Below are 17,136 nucleotides of genomic sequence, written 5' to 3'. Positions count from 1 at the left end.
GGGGAGGCAGGAACGACGGTGGCGGAACGGAGCACGGCTGCCGTCGACGTGGCCGACAACAGCGGCGAGCAGCCACTGACCGCCGCGGCGGGCAAGGCCACGACCGACGGGGCGGCGGCCGACAAGAAGGTCAGCACGCACAAGGACACCCAGCGCGCGGGGCACGAAAGCCCCGCGCGCGACGCACAACCGCCCGAGTTGCACAGCGGACACAAACTCGCCAGAAGGTACCGCCTGGAGGAGTGCGTCACCCGTCTGGAGGGATTCAGCAGCTGGCGCGCCGTCGACGAGAAGCTCCGCCGCGCGGTCGGAGTGCACCTGCTGCCCGCCGACCACCCGCGCGCCCGTCCGGTGCTCGCCGCGGCCCGTTCCGCCGCGCTGCTCGGCGATCCGCGGTTCGTCCAGGTCCTCGACGCCGTCGAGGAGAACGACCTGGTCTACGTCGTCCACGAGTGGCTGCCCGACGCCACCGAGCTCACGCCCGTCCTGGCCTCCGGCCCGATGGAGCCGCACGAGGCCTACCAGCTCGTCAGCCAGGTCTCCCAGGCCATGGCCGCAGCCCACCGCGAGGGCCTCGCGCACCTGCGCCTGAACCCCGGCTCCGTCCTGCGCACCGGGACCGGCCAGTACCGCATCCGCGGCCTCGCCGTCATGGCCGCACTCCGCGGCATCACCTCCGAGCACCCCCAGCGGACCGACACCGAGGCCATCGGCGCGCTCCTGTACGCCGCGCTCACCCAGCGCTGGCCCTACGAGAACGACGCCCACGGCCTGTCCGGGCTGCCCAAGGGCCTCGGCCTCATCGCGCCCGACCAGGTGCGCGCCGGGGTCCACCGCGGCCTCTCCGAGCTGGCCATGCGGGCCCTCGTCAACGACGGCGCCACGGCCTCCCGGCAGGAGAAGCCCTGCACCACGCCGGAAGAGCTCTCCAAGGCGGTCGCCGCGATGCCGCGCATCCGGCCCCCGGAGCCGGACTTCGCCACGCCGCCGGCCTATCCCCGCGCGCAGACCTCGCCCCGAGGCGGCGGCCCGCTCCAGCCCCTGCCGGTGGCTCCGCCGCCCCCGCTCCAGAGCCGCACGGGCCGGGCCCTGAAGTGGAGCGTGTCGGCCCTGCTGATCGCCGCGCTCGGCCTCGGCAGCTGGCAGCTCGCGGACACGCTCCTCGAGGACGGCCAGCCGGACAAGCCGCGGACGCAGTCGTCCAGCGACGACGCGTCGCGGCGGGCCGACGGCAAGCCGGTGCGGATCGAGGACGTCAAGGACTTCGACCCACTGGGCGACGGTGAGGAAAAGGCGGGCGGCTTCCACGCCGTCCGCTTCTCCCACGACGGCAATCCCGCCACGTTCTGGTCGACGAACAACTACAACAACGCCGATTTCGGAGGCCTCAAGAGCGGCGTCGGCATCATCGTGGACCTGGGCAAGAAGCAGCGGGTCGGCGAGGTGAAGGTCACCTTCCTCAACGAGGTGTCCGTCCAGCTGATGACGGCCAAGGACAGCTCCTCGATGCCGACGAATCTCTCGGGCTTCGAGAAGGTCGCCGAAACGAAGGCCACCCGCGAGGTCTCGCTCAAGCCGAAGAAGCCGGTGGAGACGCGCTACGTCCTGATCTGGCTGACCAAGCTGACGCAGACCGAAGACGGCGAATATCGAGGCCGGATCTCCGAGATCCAGGTGACCAGCTAGTCGTAAGGCCACTCAGGGGGAGGGCTCGACGTTGGACGACGTCACACGTGGCGGCGCGAGCGACGCCGAGCTCCTGGCGCGGCATGTCGACGGTGATCCCGACGCCTTCGGGGAGATAGTGCGGCGCCACCGCGACCGGCTCTGGGCGGTGGCGCTGCGCACGCTCGGGGACCGGGAGGAGGCCGCCGACGCCGTCCAGGACGCCCTGGTCTCGGCCTACCGGGCCGCTCACACCTTCCGGGGGCAGTCCGCCGTCACCACATGGCTGCACCGCATCACCGTCAACGCCTGTCTGGACAGGGCCCGCAAGGCGGCCTCCCGGCGCACCGCGCCGCTCGCCGAGACCGAGCGGCTCGAGCAGCTTCTCGAGCCCCATGAGTCCGCCGCCGCGCCCGCCGAGCGCAGGGATCTGCAGCGGGAGCTGGTGCGGGCCCTCGCCAAGCTGCCGCCGGAGCAGCGGGCGGCCCTGGTCCTGGTCGACATGCAGGGCTATCCGGTCGCCGAGGCGGCCAGGGTTCTCGACGTCCCAGCCGGCACGGTGAAGAGCAGATGCGCGCGCGGACGGGCGCGGCTGCTGCCATTGCTCACCCATCTGCGCCCGGATGGCAGGGGTAGCCCCCCTCTTGACAGGGAAAGGAACCGGTCGCAGGGCGCGTCCGTCCCACCACCGGCAGGACAGAACGACGCGGATCCAGTGAAGGGCGGAGGTGGGCGAGCGTGACTTCTACGACCGGCACGGATGAGCACCCGGAGGTCGAGGAGATCTCCGCGCTCACCGAGGGAGTGCTGCCCCCTGCCCGCACCGCGGATCTTCGGGAGCATCTCGCGGCGTGCGAGCTGTGCGACGACGTACGGACCTCACTGACCGAGATCCGGGACCTGCTCGGCACGCTCCCCGGGCCGGCCCGGATGCCGGCCGACGTCGCCGAGCGCATCGACGCCGCTCTCGCGGCCGAGGCGCTGCTGAGCGCGACCGGCCCCGGTCCCGACCCGAGTGCCGATGTTTCACGTGAACCGGAGACGGCGGCGATGGCACCCGTCACTGCCACCGCCCCGCATGTTTCACGTGAAACCAGCCGCGAAACCGGCCGGGAAAGCCGTGGCACCGGCCGGGAAGCGCCCGACCGCCCCGACGGTCGCCCTCGCGTCTCCACCGGCCCGGGCCGGCAGCGGACGGGCACCGCCGGCCCCCGGGCCCGGCGCGGACGGCGCTGGCGTACGGCTCTGCTCGGCACCGCCTGTGCCGCGGCCGTCATCGGCGTGGGAAGCTTCTTCCTGACCTCCGGGAGCGTCGGCGACCACCACGCGGCATCTCCCCGCCCCACGGGCCACCAGGCGTCGGGGCCGACCACCCTCGGCTTCGACGAGCTCCGGACCCATGTGCGCGATCTGCTCCAGACCACCAAGAGCAGCGAGACCGCCAAGGGCACCGAGACGCGGGGGATGAAGACCTCACCCGAGACCCTGCGTGATTCCGGCCTCACGGCCCCGGTCTGTGTGCAGCAGGGCATCGGGCGTCCCGAGTCGGCGCTGGCCTCCCGCCAAGAGAAGTACAACGGGCAGGACGCCTATCTCGTCGTCCTGCCGCACCCCGGCGACGACACGCTCGTCGACGCCTACCTGGTGTCCTCCACCTGCGAGGGCGCCTCGCCGTCCGCTCCCGGGAAGGTCCTGGCGAACCGGACCTTCCCGCGCGACTGAGCCCTCGCGCTCCGTGCTGTCGTCCGCGTCGGGAATGCTCGCCCCGTAGGATCCGTTGGGTGGGGTGAGACCCAGCAAGGACCCAGAACAGCTGTCGGCTAAGACAAGGAAGACACCCGTGAGCGACGTCCGCAACGTGATCATCATCGGCTCCGGGCCCGCGGGCTATACGGCCGCGCTCTACACCGCCCGCGCGTCCCTGAAGCCGCTGGTCTTCGAAGGCGCCGTGACGGCCGGTGGTGCGCTGATGAACACCACCGAGGTGGAGAACTTCCCCGGTTTCCGTGAGGGCATCATGGGCCCGGACCTGATGGACAACATGCGGGCCCAGGCCGAGCGCTTCGGCGCCGAGCTGATCCCGGACGACATCGTCGCCGTCGACCTCAGCGACGAGATCAAGACCGTCACGGACTCCGCCGGCACCGTCCACCGCGCCAAGGCCGTGATCGTCACCACCGGCTCCCAGCACCGCAAGCTGGGCCTGCCGCGCGAGGACGAGCTCTCCGGTCGCGGTGTCTCCTGGTGCGCCACCTGCGACGGGTTCTTCTTCAAGGACCAGGACATCGCCGTCATCGGCGGTGGCGACACCGCGATGGAGGAGGCCACCTTCCTCTCCCGGTTCGCCAAGTCCGTCACCGTGGTCCACCGCCGCGACGCCCTGCGGGCGAGCAAGGCGATGCAGGAGCGCGCCTTCGCCGACCCGAAGATCTCCTTCGTGTGGGACAGCGAGGTCGCCGCGATCCACGGGGACACCAAGCTCTCCGGGCTGACGCTGCGCAACCTCAAGTCCGGTGAGACGTCCGAGCTCCCGGTGACCGGCCTCTTCATCGCGATCGGTCACGACCCGCGCACCGAGCTGTTCAAGGGCCAGCTGGACCTGGACGACGAGGGCTACCTCAAGGTGAACGCCCCCTCGACCCGCACCAACCTCTCCGGTGTGTTCGCCGCCGGCGACGTCGTGGACCACACCTACCGCCAGGCGATCACCGCCGCCGGTACGGGCTGCTCCGCCGCCCTCGACGCCGAGCGCTTCCTCGCGTCCCTCGGGGACGGCGAGAACGTCCGCGAGCCCGAGCAGACCGTCTGACCCCCGCCTCCCCCCCACCCGACGTAGAGAAGACTCAAGGAGACCTCAATGGCTCTCAAGGCCGTGACCGACGCGTCCTTCGACGATGATGTGCTGAAGAGCGACAAGCCCGTCCTGGTGGACTTCTGGGCCGAGTGGTGCGGTCCGTGCCGCCAGATCGCTCCCTCCCTGGAGGCGATCGCCAAGGAGTACGGCGACAAGATCGAGATCGTCAAGCTCAACATCGACCAGAACCCGACCACCGCGGCCAAGTACGGCGTGATGTCGATTCCGACGCTCAACGTCTACCAGGGCGGCGAGGTCGTCCAGACCATCGTCGGTGCCAAGCCGAAGGCGATGCTCGAGCGCGAGCTGGGCAACTTCATCCACGCCTGAGCCACATACGCTCCGGGGCGGCCGGGTGCTGTTTCACGTGAAACAGCACCCGGCCGCCCCGTTTTCATGACCCTGCCGGCGGCTGCCGGCGCGGCGCGCCGTTAGAGCGGCCTGAGCGCCGGCTCCTTCTGGACCGCCCCGAGGAGTCGGTCCAGCGCCAGCTCGACGTCCTCCTTCCAGGAGAGCGCCGTGCGCAGTTCCAGCCGCATGCGCGGATGACGCGGATGCGGCCGTACGGTCTTGAAGCCGACCGCCAGCAGATGGTCGGCGGGCAGCACACACGCCGGTTCCTTCCAGCGGGCGTCGCCGAAGGCCTCGATCGCCTTGAAGCCCCTCCGGAGCACGTCCTTGGCCACCGTCTGCACCATGGTCCTGCCCAGCCCCTGCCCCCGATGGGAGGGCGTCAGCCAGGCGGTCATCAGCTGGACGGCATCGGCGGCGACCGGGCTGGTGGGGAAGGCGGTCGACCGGGGCACATAGGCCGGAGGCGCGTAGAGCACAAAGCCCACGGGCACCTCGTCGACATAGACCACCCGGCCGCAGGAGCCCCACTCCAGCAGCACGGCGGAGATCCAGGCCTCCTTCTCCAGCTCGGGACGGCCGGCCCTCAGCGCGGCTTCGCCGCTGACAGGGTCCAGTTCCCAGAAGACGCAGGCCCGGCAGCGCTTGGGGAGGTCAGGGAGGTTGTCCAGAGTGAGCGGTACGAGCCGACGCCCCATGCGGTCAGTTCCTCACTTCCGTCGCGTGCCATGCTCCGGGCGGCGCTCAGCGCACTGCGCTCCCTGAGGAGACTGCCGACGAATCCGCCGACTGCCCCCAGGCCCAGGCCTGCTGCCACCAGTCCGGTCCGGCTCACCGTTCGCATGGCCTCGCCCCTCCGTGAACCGCGTCCAACGTGGATGTGCCATACCTCAACGCATCGTATCCGGAGGCCGTTTGAGTCGACAGCGCGACAAGGCAAAGGGCGGGTTGTGTTCCGGGAACCCACAACGGTTCCACGTGAAACACAACCCGCCCTCAGCGCGAGCGTCGACGAAGAGCTAGCCCTCGGAACTCTCCTCGCCGGCGCCGGAGAGCTTCTGCTCCAGGACCCGGCCCTCACCCGGGGCGAGCGTGCCGAGGATCCGCTCCAGGTCGTCCATCGAGGCGAACTCGACGACGATCTTTCCCTTCTTCTGACCCAGGTCCACCTTCACCCGGGTCTCGAAGCGGTCCGACAGCCGGGAGGCGAGGTCGGTCAGCGCCGGCGAGACCCGCCCGCCGGCCCGGGGCCCCTTGGCCTTGCCGGAGCCCTTCGACCGCGACCCCATCAGGGTCACGATCTCCTCGACCGAACGGACCGAGAGGCCCTCGGCCACGATGCGCCGGGCGAGCTGGTCCTGCTCCTCCGAGTCGTCGACGGAGAGCAGAGCCCGGGCGTGTCCGGCGGAGAGCACCCCGGCGGCGACCCGCTTCTGCACGGCGGGCGACAGCTTCAGCAGCCGCAGCGTGTTGGAGACCTGCGGACGCGAGCGCCCGATGCGGTCGGCCAGCTCGTCATGGGTGCAGCTGAAGTCCTTCAGCAGCTGGTCGTAGGCGGCGGCCTCTTCCAGAGGATTCAGCTGAGCCCGGTGCAGGTTCTCCAGCAGCGCGTCCAGCAGAAGCTTCTCGTCGTCGGTCGCCCGGACGATGGAGGGAATCCTCTCCAGTCCGGCCTCACGGCAGGCCCGCCAGCGCCGCTCGCCCATGATGAGCTCATAGCGCTCGGGAGCCAGCTGCCGGACCACCACGGGCTGCAGCAGGCCGACCTCGCGGATGGAGGTGACCAGCTCCGCGAGGGCGTCCTCGTCGAACACCTCCCGCGGCTGCCGGGGGTTGGGCGTGATGGAGTCCAGGGGCAGTTCGGCGAAGTACGCACCGGCCTCCGTGCCCGGGGACTGCTCGGGCGCACCCTGCGAGGCGCCCTCTGTTTCACGTGAAACGCCGTCCACCGCAACGGAAGCGGGAGAGCCCCCCTCCCGCGAGACGGTTTCACGGGAAACGGTGATCTCGTCCAGCGGAAGCGCGGTCACCTTCGCGGCGGCCACCCCCCGCTCCGCCGTCAGCACCGGCACCGCGGTCGGAGACATGACGCCGGGCCCGACTGCCGGTCCGCTCTGCTCCGCTCCCTTCGGCGCCGGCGGGATCAGCGCACCGAGCCCCCGGCCCAGTCCTCTGCGTCGCTCACTCACTGAAGCCCCTCCGACATGCTGTGCTGGTCTTGCTGTTGCTGGCGGCCCACCGTGTGAGCCCTGCTGCCGTCGTAGTGCACACCGACCCCCCGTAGTGCGATTTCCCGGGCGGCCTCCAGATAGGACAGAGCGCCACTGGATCCCGGGTCGTACGTCAGAACCGTCTGCCCATAGCTGGGCGCCTCGGAAATACGGACCGAGCGGGGAATGCTGGTCCGCAGCACCTCCTTGCCGAAGTGGGTGCGCACCTCCTCGGCCACCTGGGAGGCCAGCCGCGTCCGCCCGTCGTACATCGTCAGCAGAATCGTCGACACATGGAGCTCGGGGTTCAGGTGGCCCCGCACCAGCTCGACGTTGCGCAGCAGCTGGCCCAGGCCCTCCAGTGCGTAGTACTCGCACTGGATGGGGATCAGCACCTCGGCACCCGCGACGAGGGCGTTGACCGTCAGCAGGCCGAGCGACGGCGGGCAGTCGATGAGGATGTAGTCCAGGGGCTGCTGATAGGCCTTGATCGCCCGGTCCAGCCGGCTCTCCCGGGCCACGAGCGAGACCAGCTCGATCTCCGCACCGGCCAGGTCGATCGTGGCGGGGGCGCAGAAGAGGCCCTCCACATCCACCACCGGCTGCACCACGTCGGAGAGCTTCCTGTTGTCCACGAGAACGTCGTAGATCGACGGGACGTCGGCATGATGGTCGATGCCCAGAGCCGTCGAGGCGTTGCCCTGCGGGTCGAGGTCGATGACCAGCACACGATTGCCGTGCAGCGCCAGCGAGGCCGCCAGGTTCACGGTGGTCGTGGTCTTGCCGACCCCGCCCTTCTGGTTGGCGACCACCATCACCCGGGTCTGCTCCGGCCGGGGCATCGGGGGCGGTGACGTTTCACGTGAAACGACCTCGCCGCCCGGCGGCGGAACGGGAGCAGCCATGGATTCGGAGTCGGCGGGGCGGGGGCCGGGGACCGGGTCGGTCATCGGCCCCGCGATATTGGCGTCGGACCGCAAGGATTCACTCTCCTCGACATCAGGCTCGCGATGGACAGAGCCTGCCATGCTTTCGGGGTCGTGAACCAGCGAGGCCTGTTCTCCTGTGGATGAATCCCGTGGGCCTGTGGATGAACCCACTTCCTCGACCGGTCGACGGTCACGCGGCGCGGCGGCCGCACGGGTGCGACCGATGATTCCATGCAGCAGGGAGCGATGTTTCACGTGAAACACGATGCATGGCACGCGCCGCTACCTCGTCGCGACACTCCGTAATGCGTAGTTTTGCCAGCTTGTAGGAGCACGGCCCCCGGCGGGGGCCGCTCACCTCAGCGACGCCGGCGGGACCGGCTCGTCCTGGCGGCCTTCGCCCGCTTGGCCGCGAAGCGCACACCGCCGGGGCTCTCCCCGACCTCGACCCGGACCACGGTGGACAGCGGGTCGACCACGCCCTCACCCACGTGCAGCACCGAGGTACGCACCACACCGAGCTTGCTCAGCGCGGCACGGGCACCCTGGAGCTCCTCCTCCGCGGTGTCACCCTTGAGGGCCAGCATCTCGCCGTAGGGGCGCAGCAGCGGCACTCCCCACCCGGCCAGCCGGTCCAGCGGCGCCACGGCCCGCGCGGTGACCACATGCACCGGCTCGACCTTGCCCAGCATCTCCTCGGCCCGGCCGCGGACGACGGTGACATGGTCCAGCCCCAGCAGCTCCACGACCTCCTGGAGGAAGTTGGTGCGGCGCAGCAGCGGCTCGAGCAGGGTGATCTGCAGATCGGGGCGGACCAGGGCCAGCGGAATGCCGGGCAGTCCGGCACCGGAGCCCACGTCGCACACCGAGACGCCGTCCGGCACGGCCTCGGAGAGCACCGCGCAGTTCAGCAGGTGCCGCTCCCACAGCCTCGGGACCTCACGGGGGCCGATCAGCCCGCGCTTGACGCCCGCGTCCGCGAGGAGCTCGGCATAGCGGACGGCCTCCGGAAAGCGGTCACCGAATACCGCCCGAGCCGCCTCGGGCGCCGGAGGGAGCTCCGCTGCCTCTTCCACGGGAAACCGTCCTTCCATACAAAAAGGGTCTGAATATCAGGCTGACAAGGATCGGCCCCGCCTGCGAGCAGACGGGGCCGTACACACCTGGAAGTGGAGCTGGTCAGGCGGGGAGGACGACCACTCGACGCTGGGGCTCCTCGCCCTCGGACTCGCTGCGCAGGCCCGCGGCGGCCACCGCGTCGTGGACGACCTTGCGCTCGAAGGGGGTCATCGGGTCGAGCTTGACCGGCTGACCGGTGCTCTTGGCCTCCTCGGCCGCCTCGGCGCCCAGGCCGGCCAGCTCCTCGCGCTTGCGCGCGCGGAAGCCTGCGATGTCCAGCATCAGACGGCTGCGGTCGCCGGTCTCCCGGTTCACCGCGAGCCGGGTCAGCTCCTGGAGCGCCTCCAGCACCTCACCGTCGCGGCCCACCAGCTTCTGCAGGTCACGGCTGGTGGAGTCGCTGATGATCGACACCGAGGCACGGTCGGCCTCGACGTCCATGTCGATGTCGCCGTCGAGGTCGGCGATGTCCAGCAGCCCCTCGAGGTAGTCGGCCGCGATCTCGCCCTCCTGCTCCAGGCGGGACAGGGTGTCGGTGCCCTCAGCGGCGTTCTGGCGCTGCGTCTCCGTCACGGTGGACTCCTTCATCACTTCTTCGAGGGGTGCTTGGGCCGCTGCGGGCCGCCCTTGCGCTGTCCGGACTTGGCACTGCGGGAGGAGCCGCCGCCCTGCTGGGGCGTCTCGTCGCCGGCCTGCCCGGACTGGCCCTTCTCCAGGGTGGTCTTCTTGTCGGAGCCCGCGGTCGGCTGCGTGGTGCCGGTGACCTGACGCTTGGACTTCGTCTGACGCTTGGGCTGCTGGCGAGCGGCACGGGCGGCCTCGACGGCCTTCCTGGCCTCGACGTCCGCCGGGTCCTCCTTGAGCTTGCCCCTGGCCTTCAGGCGCTCCTGGCGCTGCTGGAAGGCGAGGCTGCCCGGGGTGGGGTTACGGCGGATGACGAACATCTGCTGGCCCAGGGTCCACACGTTGGTGGTCAGCCAGTAGACCAGGACACCGACCGGGAAGTTGATGCCGAAGACGGCGAACATGATCGGGAAGACGTACATCAGCATCTTCTGCTGCTGCATGAACGGCGTCTTCACCGTGAGGTCGACGTTCTTCGTCATCAGCTGGCGCTGCGTGTAGAACTGCGACAGCGACATCAGGATGATCATGATGACCGTGACCACGCGGACATCGGTCAGCGTGGCGCCGAGCGACTCGACCTTGGCCGCGCTGTCCATGAACTTCGACGCGATCGGGGCACCGAAGATGTGCGCCTTACGGGCGCTGTCGACCAGCTCCTGGTCCAGGAAGCCGACCTCGTGGCCACCGGCGATCTTGTTCAGCACCTGGTACAGCGAGATGAAGAACGGCGACTGGGCCAGAATCGGGAGGCAGCTCGAGAGCGGGTTGGTGCCCGACTCCTTGTAGAGCTTCATCATCTCTTCGGACTGGCGCTGCTTGTCGCTCTTGTAGCGCTCCTGGATCGCCTTCATCTTCGGCTGGAGCGCCTGCATGTTCCGCGTGGCCTTGATCTGCTTCACGAAGAGCGGGATCAGGCAGATACGGATCAGCACCACCAGCGAGACGATGGACAGACCCCACGCCGCGCCACTGTCCTTGTTGAAGATCAGGCTGAAGAACGAGTGGAACTGGACGATGATCCAGGAAACGGCGTAGTAGAGAGGATTCAGGATCGTGTCCACGAATCAGGCTCCTTGGGCGTTGGGCTGAGTCTCGGGCTGCGCGGCGGTCCCCGCAGGGGGGTTTCCGCCCATGCGGCTCCTCAGCCGCTGGTGCCAGACCGGACGCTTCCGGGGAGGGACGTGGTCGACGCCACCGAGCGACCACGGGTTGCAGCGCAGGATGCGCCAGGCCGTCAGCACCGTCCCTTTGACCGCGCCGTGCACATTGATGGCCGTGTAGCCGTAGTGCGAGCACGAGGGGTAGTACTTGCAGACCGGGCCCAACAAAGGGCTGATGGTCCACTGGTAGAGCTTGATCAACCAGAGCAGCGGGTACTTCACTGTGCGCTCCCTCCCGGGTGACCGGGGTTCCGGGGGTCACCCCCCGGGGGATTGCTTCGCGGCGCCCCTCCCAGCAGCCGCTGCAGTGCGGTGTCGAGATCACGGCCCAGCTGTGTGTGGTCCGCCTCGCCCGCGCCCGGCAGGGCTCGCACCACCACCAGGCTACCGGCGGGCAGCTGATCCAGCCGGTCACGCATGAGGTGGCGAAGACGCCGCTTGACGGAGTTGCGGACGACGGCACCGCCGACGGCCTTGCTCACGACGAAACCCGCACGCACCGGAGGGGCGATCCCCCCCGGTGTGTGCGGGTCCGTGTTACCGCTGCGTAGGTGGACGACGAGGAGCGGGCGGCCGGCCCTGCGTCCTCGACGAACCGCGGTCGCGAAGTCCTCGCGCCGCCTCAGCCGAGACTCGGAAGGCAGCACGTCAGGACCTCGACGTCAGACTGGTCAGGCCGACAGGCGGGCGCGACCCTTGCCACGGCGGGACGCGAGGATCGCGCGGCCGGCACGGGTGCGCATGCGCAGGCGGAAGCCGTGGGTCTTCGCGCGGCGGCGGTTGTTCGGCTGGAAGGTGCGCTTGCTCACTCGGGGACTCCAGAAATGAATTGATGGCGGGACATCGCCTGGCTGTCACCGTGCGCCCGCGAGGAGCTCGCAATACGCCCAAGTGCACCGCTTCATAACCACGACCCGTTAGGATCATGATCTTTGCCCATCGGAGGCAGGCGGCAGCAGCCATCGACAACTCGACCTGGTCACGGTACGCGCGGTTACGCCATCCGGTCAAACCGGCAGTGCACCAGGCATACACCGTAGCTTCTTCAGGGCCGGAACGGCGCCACGCGCCACGGCATGGCACATTTGTACACACCCTGTGGACAACGACTTGAACCGCACCACTCGCCCTGACTACCGTGACTGAACTCCGAATCCTTCCCGCCCGTCCCGAGAACCACACATTCGTGGGACTCCCGGGCACCCCCCGTGACCCGTGACTGAGAGAGCGTGCCCTGTGGCTGACCTGCCCGCCGATCTTGCCGCAGTGTGGCCGCGCGTGCTCGAACAGCTCCTCGGTGAGGGGCGGGGCCAGGGCGTGGAGAGCAAGGACGAGCACTGGATCAAGCGGTGCCAGCCGCTGGCGCTGGTGGCCGACACCGCGCTGCTGGCCGTGCCGAACGAGTTCGCCAAGGGCGTCCTCGAGGGCCGGCTGGCCCCGATCGTCAGCGAGACCCTCAGCCGTGAGTGCGGCCGCCCCATCCGGATCGCGATCACCGTCGACGACTCCGCGGGCGAGCCCCCGGCCCCGCAGGCCCCGGAACCCCGCCAGCAGCCTTCGCACGGCTCCGGCCAGGGCGGCCGGGACACGTACGAGGGATACGGGGACCGCGGCGGCTACGACGGCCGTGACGCCTACGGCGCCCGGCCCGGCGGCGACGACCTGCCGTCCGTACGGCCCGCCTACCCCGACTACCAGCAGTCCCGTCCCGAGCCCGGCGCCTGGCCGCGCGGCTCGGCGTCCGCCGGCCCGTCCGGCGGCGACCGCGGCGACCGCGGCGACTACGGCTGGCAGCAGCCGCGGCTCGGCTCCTACGGCGAGGGCGAGCGCGATCCCTACGCCTCCCCGTCGCAGTACGAGCAGCAGTCCTACGAGCAGCAGCAGGACTACCGCTCGCCGGAACGGCCCGAGCGCATGTCCTACGAGCAGCAGCGCCGGGAGCTGCCCGACGTCCCCGCCCGCGGCGGCTCGGCGTCCGGCCCCGGCGCGCACTCGGACCGCTCCTCCTCGTCCTCCGGCTCCGGCGCGTCCTCGACCGGTGGCGCCGCGGAGCCGACGGCCCGGCTGAACCCGAAGTACCTCTTCGACACCTTCGTCATCGGTGCGTCCAACCGCTTCGCCCACGCGGCGGCGGTCGCGGTCGCCGAGGCGCCGGCCAAGGCGTACAACCCCCTGTTCATCTACGGCGAGTCGGGGCTGGGCAAGACCCACCTGCTGCACGCCATCGGGCACTACGCGCGCAGCCTCTATCCGGGCACGCGGGTGCGCTACGTGAGCTCCGAGGAGTTCACGAACGAGTTCATCAACTCCATCCGCGACGGCAAGGCGGACGCGTTCCGCAAGCGCTACCGCGACATGGACATCCTGCTGGTCGACGACATCCAGTTCCTGGCGAGCAAGGAGTCGACGCAGGAGGAGTTCTTCCACACGTTCAACACCCTGCACAACGCCAACAAGCAGATCGTGCTCTCGTCGGACCGGCCGCCCAAGCAGCTGGTGACCCTGGAGGACCGGCTCCGCAACCGCTTCGAGTGGGGCCTGATCACCGACGTGCAGCCGCCGGAGCTCGAGACCCGCATCGCGATCCTGCGGAAGAAGGCGGTCCAGGAGCAGCTCAACGCTCCGCCGGAGGTCCTGGAGTTCATCGCGTCCCGTATCTCGCGCAACATCCGTGAGCTCGAGGGCGCGCTGATCCGGGTCACGGCCTTCGCCAGCCTCAACCGGCAGCCGGTCGACCTGGGCCTGACCGAGATCGTCCTGAAGGACCTGATCCCCGGCGGCGAGGACGCCTCCCCGGAGATCACCGCGCCGGCCATCATGGCGGCGACCGCGGACTACTTCGGGCACACCGTCGAGGACCTGTGCGGCGCCTCGCGCAGCCGGGTGCTGGTGACGGCCCGGCAGATCGCCATGTACCTGTGCCGCGAGCTCACCGACCTGTCGCTGCCGAAGATCGGCGCGCAGTTCGGCGGCCGCGACCATACGACCGTGATGCACGCGGACCGCAAGATCCGTGCGCTGATGGCCGAGCGGCGCTCCATCTACAACCAGGTGACCGAGCTGACGAACCGCATCAAGAACGGCTGACAGAGCCTTACGAGGGCCTGCGCGAGGGCGCTTCGGGACGTTTTCCCGGGGCGCCCTTCGCCGTTCCCGGGCCCCTGTGGAGCCTTCCGGACGTCCCTCGGACGGCACCCGGACGGCACCCGGACGGCCTCCGAACGACCCCAAAACGGCCCCTGGACCGCCCCCGCGCCGTCCCCGGAGCGTCCCCAGCCTGTCGCCCGCGGCCTCGCGTCTGTTCGAATTCGGGTCCTGACCTGGCGGTTCTCCACAGATTCGGCCCCAAGTCACCGTCCACACCCTGGGGACCGGGAGGTTATCCAGATGATGTCCACAGACCAGGCTGTTGATATGCCATCAGGCGAGGTCAGGGGGGTGTGGATTTGTGGTCGACGGGGTTCCACAGCCTGTGGACAGACGATCTGTGCCCAGCGGCCCCGGAGGTTGTCCACCGGCCGCCCACAGGAGGACCGGTGTTATACACAGTCTTTCCACACGACTGTCCACTGTTCGGCAACGAAACGCCCAAGCTCACCGCACCGAGTGAAAGGCGTCACACCAAGCTGCCGGGTTGGCCTGTGGGCAACGTGGGTAAACCTGGGGACGCACCTGGGGAGAAGTGGGCCCTGCCTGTGCACCGGGTGTGCAGAACTTTCCGTGGTCCACAGAACCCCCCGGTTATCCACCGTCGTCACCCACAGGCCCGGTGGACAAAAAATCCGGCCTGACCTGGGCAAAGGAAGTTTTCCACGGTTTCCACAGGCCCTACTACTACGACCACTGAGATGTAGCGGAGAACTCGTTTCGAAGTGGGTGCTGTGGATGAAGCGGCTGCACGCCGCGCCACGCCCCGGACCTCGACTTGACCGCCACCCGCACCGACTGTCAGCGGCGTGCGTCAGACTGGTCTCCGGCGACTGAAGCCGACGAAGAAGCCAGCAGGGCGAGCCAGCAACAAGCAGGAGGCGGTTCCGGTGAAGATCCGGGTGGAGCGCGATGTACTCGCGGAGGCAGTGGCCTGGGCGGCCCGCAGCCTCCCGGCCCGTCCGCCGGTGCCGGTCCTCGCGGGGCTGCTGCTGAAGGCCGAGGACGGCTCGCTGAGCCTGTCCGGCTTCGACTACGAGGTCTCCGCCCGCGTCTCCGTCGAGGCGGATGTGGAGGAGGACGGCACCGTCCTCGTCTCCGGCCGCCTGCTCGCCGACATCTGCCGCGCACTTCCCAACAGGCCTGTGGAGATCTCCACCGACGGCGTGCGGGTCACCGTGGTCTGCGGCTCCTCGCGATTCACACTCCACACACTGCCTGTGGAGGAATACCCCGCCCTGCCCCAGATGCCGACCGCCACGGGCACCGTCCCGGGCGAGGTCTTCGCCTCGGCCGCCGCCCAGGTGGCCATCGCCGCCGGCCGCGACGACACGCTCCCGGTGCTCACCGGCGTGCGGATCGAGATCGAGGGCGACACCGTCACCCTGGCCTCCACCGACCGCTACCGCTTCGCGGTCCGCGAGTTCATGTGGAAGCCGGAGACCCCGGACATCTCCGCCGTCGCCCTGGTGCCCGCCAAGACGCTGCTGGAGACCGCCAAGTCGCTCAGCGGCGGCGACACCGTCTCGATCGCCCTGTCCGGCTCCGGTGCCGGCGAGGGCCTGATCGGCTTCGAGGGCGCCGGCCGGCGTACGACCACCCGCCTCCTCGAGGGCGACCTGCCGAAGTACCGCACGCTCTTCCCGACCGAGTTCAACTCCGTCGCCGTGATCGAGACCGCCCCGTTCGTCGAGGCCGTCAAGCGCGTGGCGCTCGTCGCCGAGCGCAACACCCCGGTCCGTCTCAGCTTCGAGCAGGGCGTGCTGATCCTGGAGGCCGGTTCCAGCGACGACGCACAGGCTGTGGAAAGGGTCGACGCCCAGCTCGACGGCGACGACATCTCGATCGCCTTCAACCCCGGCTTCCTGCTGGAGGGCCTGTCCGCGATCGATTCGCCGGTCGCCCAGCTGTCCTTCACCACGTCCACCAAGCCGGCCCTGCTCAGCGGCAAGCCCGCCGTCGACGCCGAGGCCGACGAGGCGTACAAGTACCTGATCATGCCGGTGCGCCTCTCGGGCTGACGCCCGGAGAAGCGCGCGGTCCACAGGGCCGCGACCGCCTGTGGACCGGGGCGCTCTCACCCGATGAGCGCCCCAGCCCACAGCTGTGCACGGACCCTCGGGCGTAGGCTCGGGAGCACGTACCTCCGGTACGCATCGGACGACTACGGCATGAAGGATCACTGATGGAGCTCGGTCTCGTCGGCCTCGGCAAGATGGGCGGCAACATGCGCGAGCGCATCCGCCGCGCAGGCCACACCGTCATCGGATACGACCGCAACCGCGACCTGGCGGACGTCCACAGCCTCAAGGAGCTTGTGGACGGCCTGCAGGGTCCGCGCGTCGTCTGGGTCATGGTCCCGGCCGGTGCCGCGACCCAGTCCACCATCGACGAGCTCGCCGAGCTGCTGTCGCCCGGCGACGTCGTCGTCGACGGCGGCAACTCCCGCTGGACCGACGACGAGAAGCACGCCGAGGAACTGAAGGCCAAGGGCATCGGCTTCGTCGACTGCGGCGTCTCCGGTGGCGTCTGGGGCCTGGAGAACGGCTACGCCCTGATGTACGGCGGCGACGCCGAGGACGTGGCGAAGGTCCAGCCGATCTTCGACGCGCTCAAGCCGGAGGGCGACTTCGGCTCGGTCCACGCGGGCAAGGTCGGCGCGGGCCACTTCGCCAAGATGGTCCACAACGGCATCGAGTACGCGATGATGCAGGCCTACGCCGAGGGCTGGGAGCTGCTGGAGAAGGTCGACTCCGTCACCGACGTGCGCGAGGTCTTCCGCTCCTGGCAGGAGGGCACGGTCATCCGCTCCTGGCTGCTCGACCTGGCCGTCAACGCCCTGGACGAGGACGAGCACCTGGACGGCCTGCGCGGCTTCGCCGCCGACTCCGGCGAGGGCCGCTGGACGGTCGAGGCCGCCATCGACAACGCCGTGCCGCTCCCCGCGATCACGGCCTCCCTCTTCGCGCGCTTCGCCTCGCGCCAGGAGGACTCCCCGCAGATGAAGATGATCGCCGCGCTGCGCAACCAGTTCGGTGGCCACGCGGTCGAGACCAAGAAGTAACACCCAGCAC

At 69.6% G+C, this 17,136-nt stretch carries 17 protein-coding genes; 8 read left to right on the top strand and 9 right to left on the bottom strand.

Annotated elements, in window-relative coordinates:
- Positions 1 to 18 precede the first annotated feature (18 nt).
- From J1792_RS06065 to trxA, 5 genes are all read left to right on the top strand, one after another.
- Positions 19 to 1,686, top strand: a complete 1,668-nt coding sequence (locus tag J1792_RS06065) for a protein kinase family protein (protein WP_207246751.1) — start codon at positions 19 to 21, stop codon at positions 1,684 to 1,686.
- A 31-nt stretch (positions 1,687 to 1,717) separates the two neighbouring features.
- Complete coding sequence (gene sigM / locus J1792_RS06060) at positions 1,718 to 2,407, top strand: RNA polymerase sigma factor SigM (RefSeq protein WP_086567648.1); 690 nt, start codon at positions 1,718 to 1,720, stop codon at positions 2,405 to 2,407.
- Positions 2,404 to 3,387, top strand: coding sequence for an anti-sigma factor family protein (locus J1792_RS06055; protein ID WP_207246750.1), 984 nt, complete (start codon positions 2,404 to 2,406; stop codon positions 3,385 to 3,387). Before sigM ends, J1792_RS06055 begins: the two co-directional genes overlap by 4 nt.
- A 118-nt stretch (positions 3,388 to 3,505) precedes the next feature.
- On the top strand, positions 3,506 to 4,474 hold the full coding sequence (gene trxB, locus J1792_RS06050) for a thioredoxin-disulfide reductase (protein WP_086567651.1): 969 nt from the start codon (positions 3,506 to 3,508) through the stop codon (positions 4,472 to 4,474).
- Between the two features lie 48 nt (positions 4,475 to 4,522).
- Positions 4,523 to 4,849 (top strand): thioredoxin, encoded by a 327-nt coding sequence (gene trxA / locus J1792_RS06045; protein WP_086567653.1) that lies wholly within the window; start codon positions 4,523 to 4,525, stop codon positions 4,847 to 4,849.
- A gap of 101 nt (positions 4,850 to 4,950) precedes the next feature.
- On the opposite strand, the gene J1792_RS06040 is transcribed toward trxA, so the two are convergent.
- The 9 genes from J1792_RS06040 to rpmH form a co-directional block, all read right to left on the bottom strand.
- Positions 4,951 to 5,568 (bottom strand): GNAT family N-acetyltransferase, encoded by a 618-nt coding sequence (locus J1792_RS06040; RefSeq protein ID WP_086567654.1) that lies wholly within the window; start codon positions 5,566 to 5,568, stop codon positions 4,951 to 4,953.
- Positions 5,569 to 5,889: 321 nt separating this feature from the next.
- Positions 5,890 to 7,059, bottom strand: coding sequence for a ParB/RepB/Spo0J family partition protein (locus tag J1792_RS06035; RefSeq protein ID WP_086567655.1), 1,170 nt, complete (start codon positions 7,057 to 7,059; stop codon positions 5,890 to 5,892).
- On the bottom strand, positions 7,056 to 8,108 hold the full coding sequence (locus J1792_RS06030) for a ParA family protein (protein ID WP_086567657.1): 1,053 nt from the start codon (positions 8,106 to 8,108) through the stop codon (positions 7,056 to 7,058). The genes J1792_RS06035 and J1792_RS06030 overlap by 4 nt, the downstream gene beginning before the upstream one ends.
- Positions 8,109 to 8,368: 260 nt before the next feature.
- Positions 8,369 to 9,103, bottom strand: a complete 735-nt coding sequence (rsmG, locus tag J1792_RS06025; RefSeq protein WP_086567659.1) for a 16S rRNA (guanine(527)-N(7))-methyltransferase RsmG — start codon at positions 9,101 to 9,103, stop codon at positions 8,369 to 8,371.
- An 85-nt stretch (positions 9,104 to 9,188) separates the two neighbouring features.
- On the bottom strand, positions 9,189 to 9,701 hold the full coding sequence (locus tag J1792_RS06020; RefSeq protein WP_242705409.1) for a Jag family protein: 513 nt from the start codon (positions 9,699 to 9,701) through the stop codon (positions 9,189 to 9,191).
- 14 nt (positions 9,702 to 9,715) lie between these two features.
- The gene (gene yidC, locus J1792_RS06015; protein WP_086567662.1) at positions 9,716 to 10,816 is read right to left on the bottom strand and encodes a membrane protein insertase YidC; all 1,101 of its coding nucleotides are present in this window, start codon (positions 10,814 to 10,816) and stop codon (positions 9,716 to 9,718) included.
- A 3-nt stretch (positions 10,817 to 10,819) separates the two neighbouring features.
- Entirely contained in the window at positions 10,820 to 11,137 is a 318-nt protein-coding gene (gene yidD / locus J1792_RS06010) for a membrane protein insertion efficiency factor YidD (protein WP_086567664.1), read from the bottom strand.
- Complete coding sequence (gene rnpA / locus J1792_RS06005; RefSeq protein WP_086567665.1) at positions 11,134 to 11,562, bottom strand: ribonuclease P protein component; 429 nt, start codon at positions 11,560 to 11,562, stop codon at positions 11,134 to 11,136. The genes yidD and rnpA overlap by 4 nt, the downstream gene beginning before the upstream one ends.
- Before the next feature lie 24 nt (positions 11,563 to 11,586).
- A complete protein-coding gene (gene rpmH, locus J1792_RS06000; RefSeq protein ID WP_003949374.1) occupies positions 11,587 to 11,724 on the bottom strand; it encodes a 50S ribosomal protein L34 in 138 nt (45 codons plus the stop codon).
- Positions 11,725 to 12,151: 427 nt separating this feature from the next.
- On the opposite strand from rpmH, the gene dnaA reads away from it, so the two are divergent.
- The 3 genes from dnaA (at position 12,152) to gnd (ending at position 17,126) form a co-directional block, all read left to right on the top strand.
- Complete coding sequence (gene dnaA / locus J1792_RS05995; RefSeq protein ID WP_086567667.1) at positions 12,152 to 14,002, top strand: chromosomal replication initiator protein DnaA; 1,851 nt, start codon at positions 12,152 to 12,154, stop codon at positions 14,000 to 14,002.
- 950 nt (positions 14,003 to 14,952) lie between these two features.
- Positions 14,953 to 16,083 (top strand): DNA polymerase III subunit beta, encoded by a 1,131-nt coding sequence (dnaN, locus tag J1792_RS05990; RefSeq protein ID WP_086567668.1) that lies wholly within the window; start codon positions 14,953 to 14,955, stop codon positions 16,081 to 16,083.
- Between the two features lie 164 nt (positions 16,084 to 16,247).
- Positions 16,248 to 17,126: a phosphogluconate dehydrogenase (NAD(+)-dependent, decarboxylating) gene (gene gnd / locus J1792_RS05985; protein WP_086567671.1), complete on the top strand. Its 879-nt coding sequence runs from the start codon at positions 16,248 to 16,250 to the stop codon at positions 17,124 to 17,126.
- The last annotated feature ends 10 nt before the right edge of the window (positions 17,127 to 17,136 follow it).

Source organism: Streptomyces triculaminicus (assembly GCF_017349075.1).
Classification (GTDB): domain Bacteria; phylum Actinomycetota; class Actinomycetes; order Streptomycetales; family Streptomycetaceae; genus Streptomyces; species Streptomyces triculaminicus.
The sequence above is the reverse complement of the archived record's forward strand: the minus strand, read 5'-3'. Positions and strand labels throughout refer to the sequence as shown.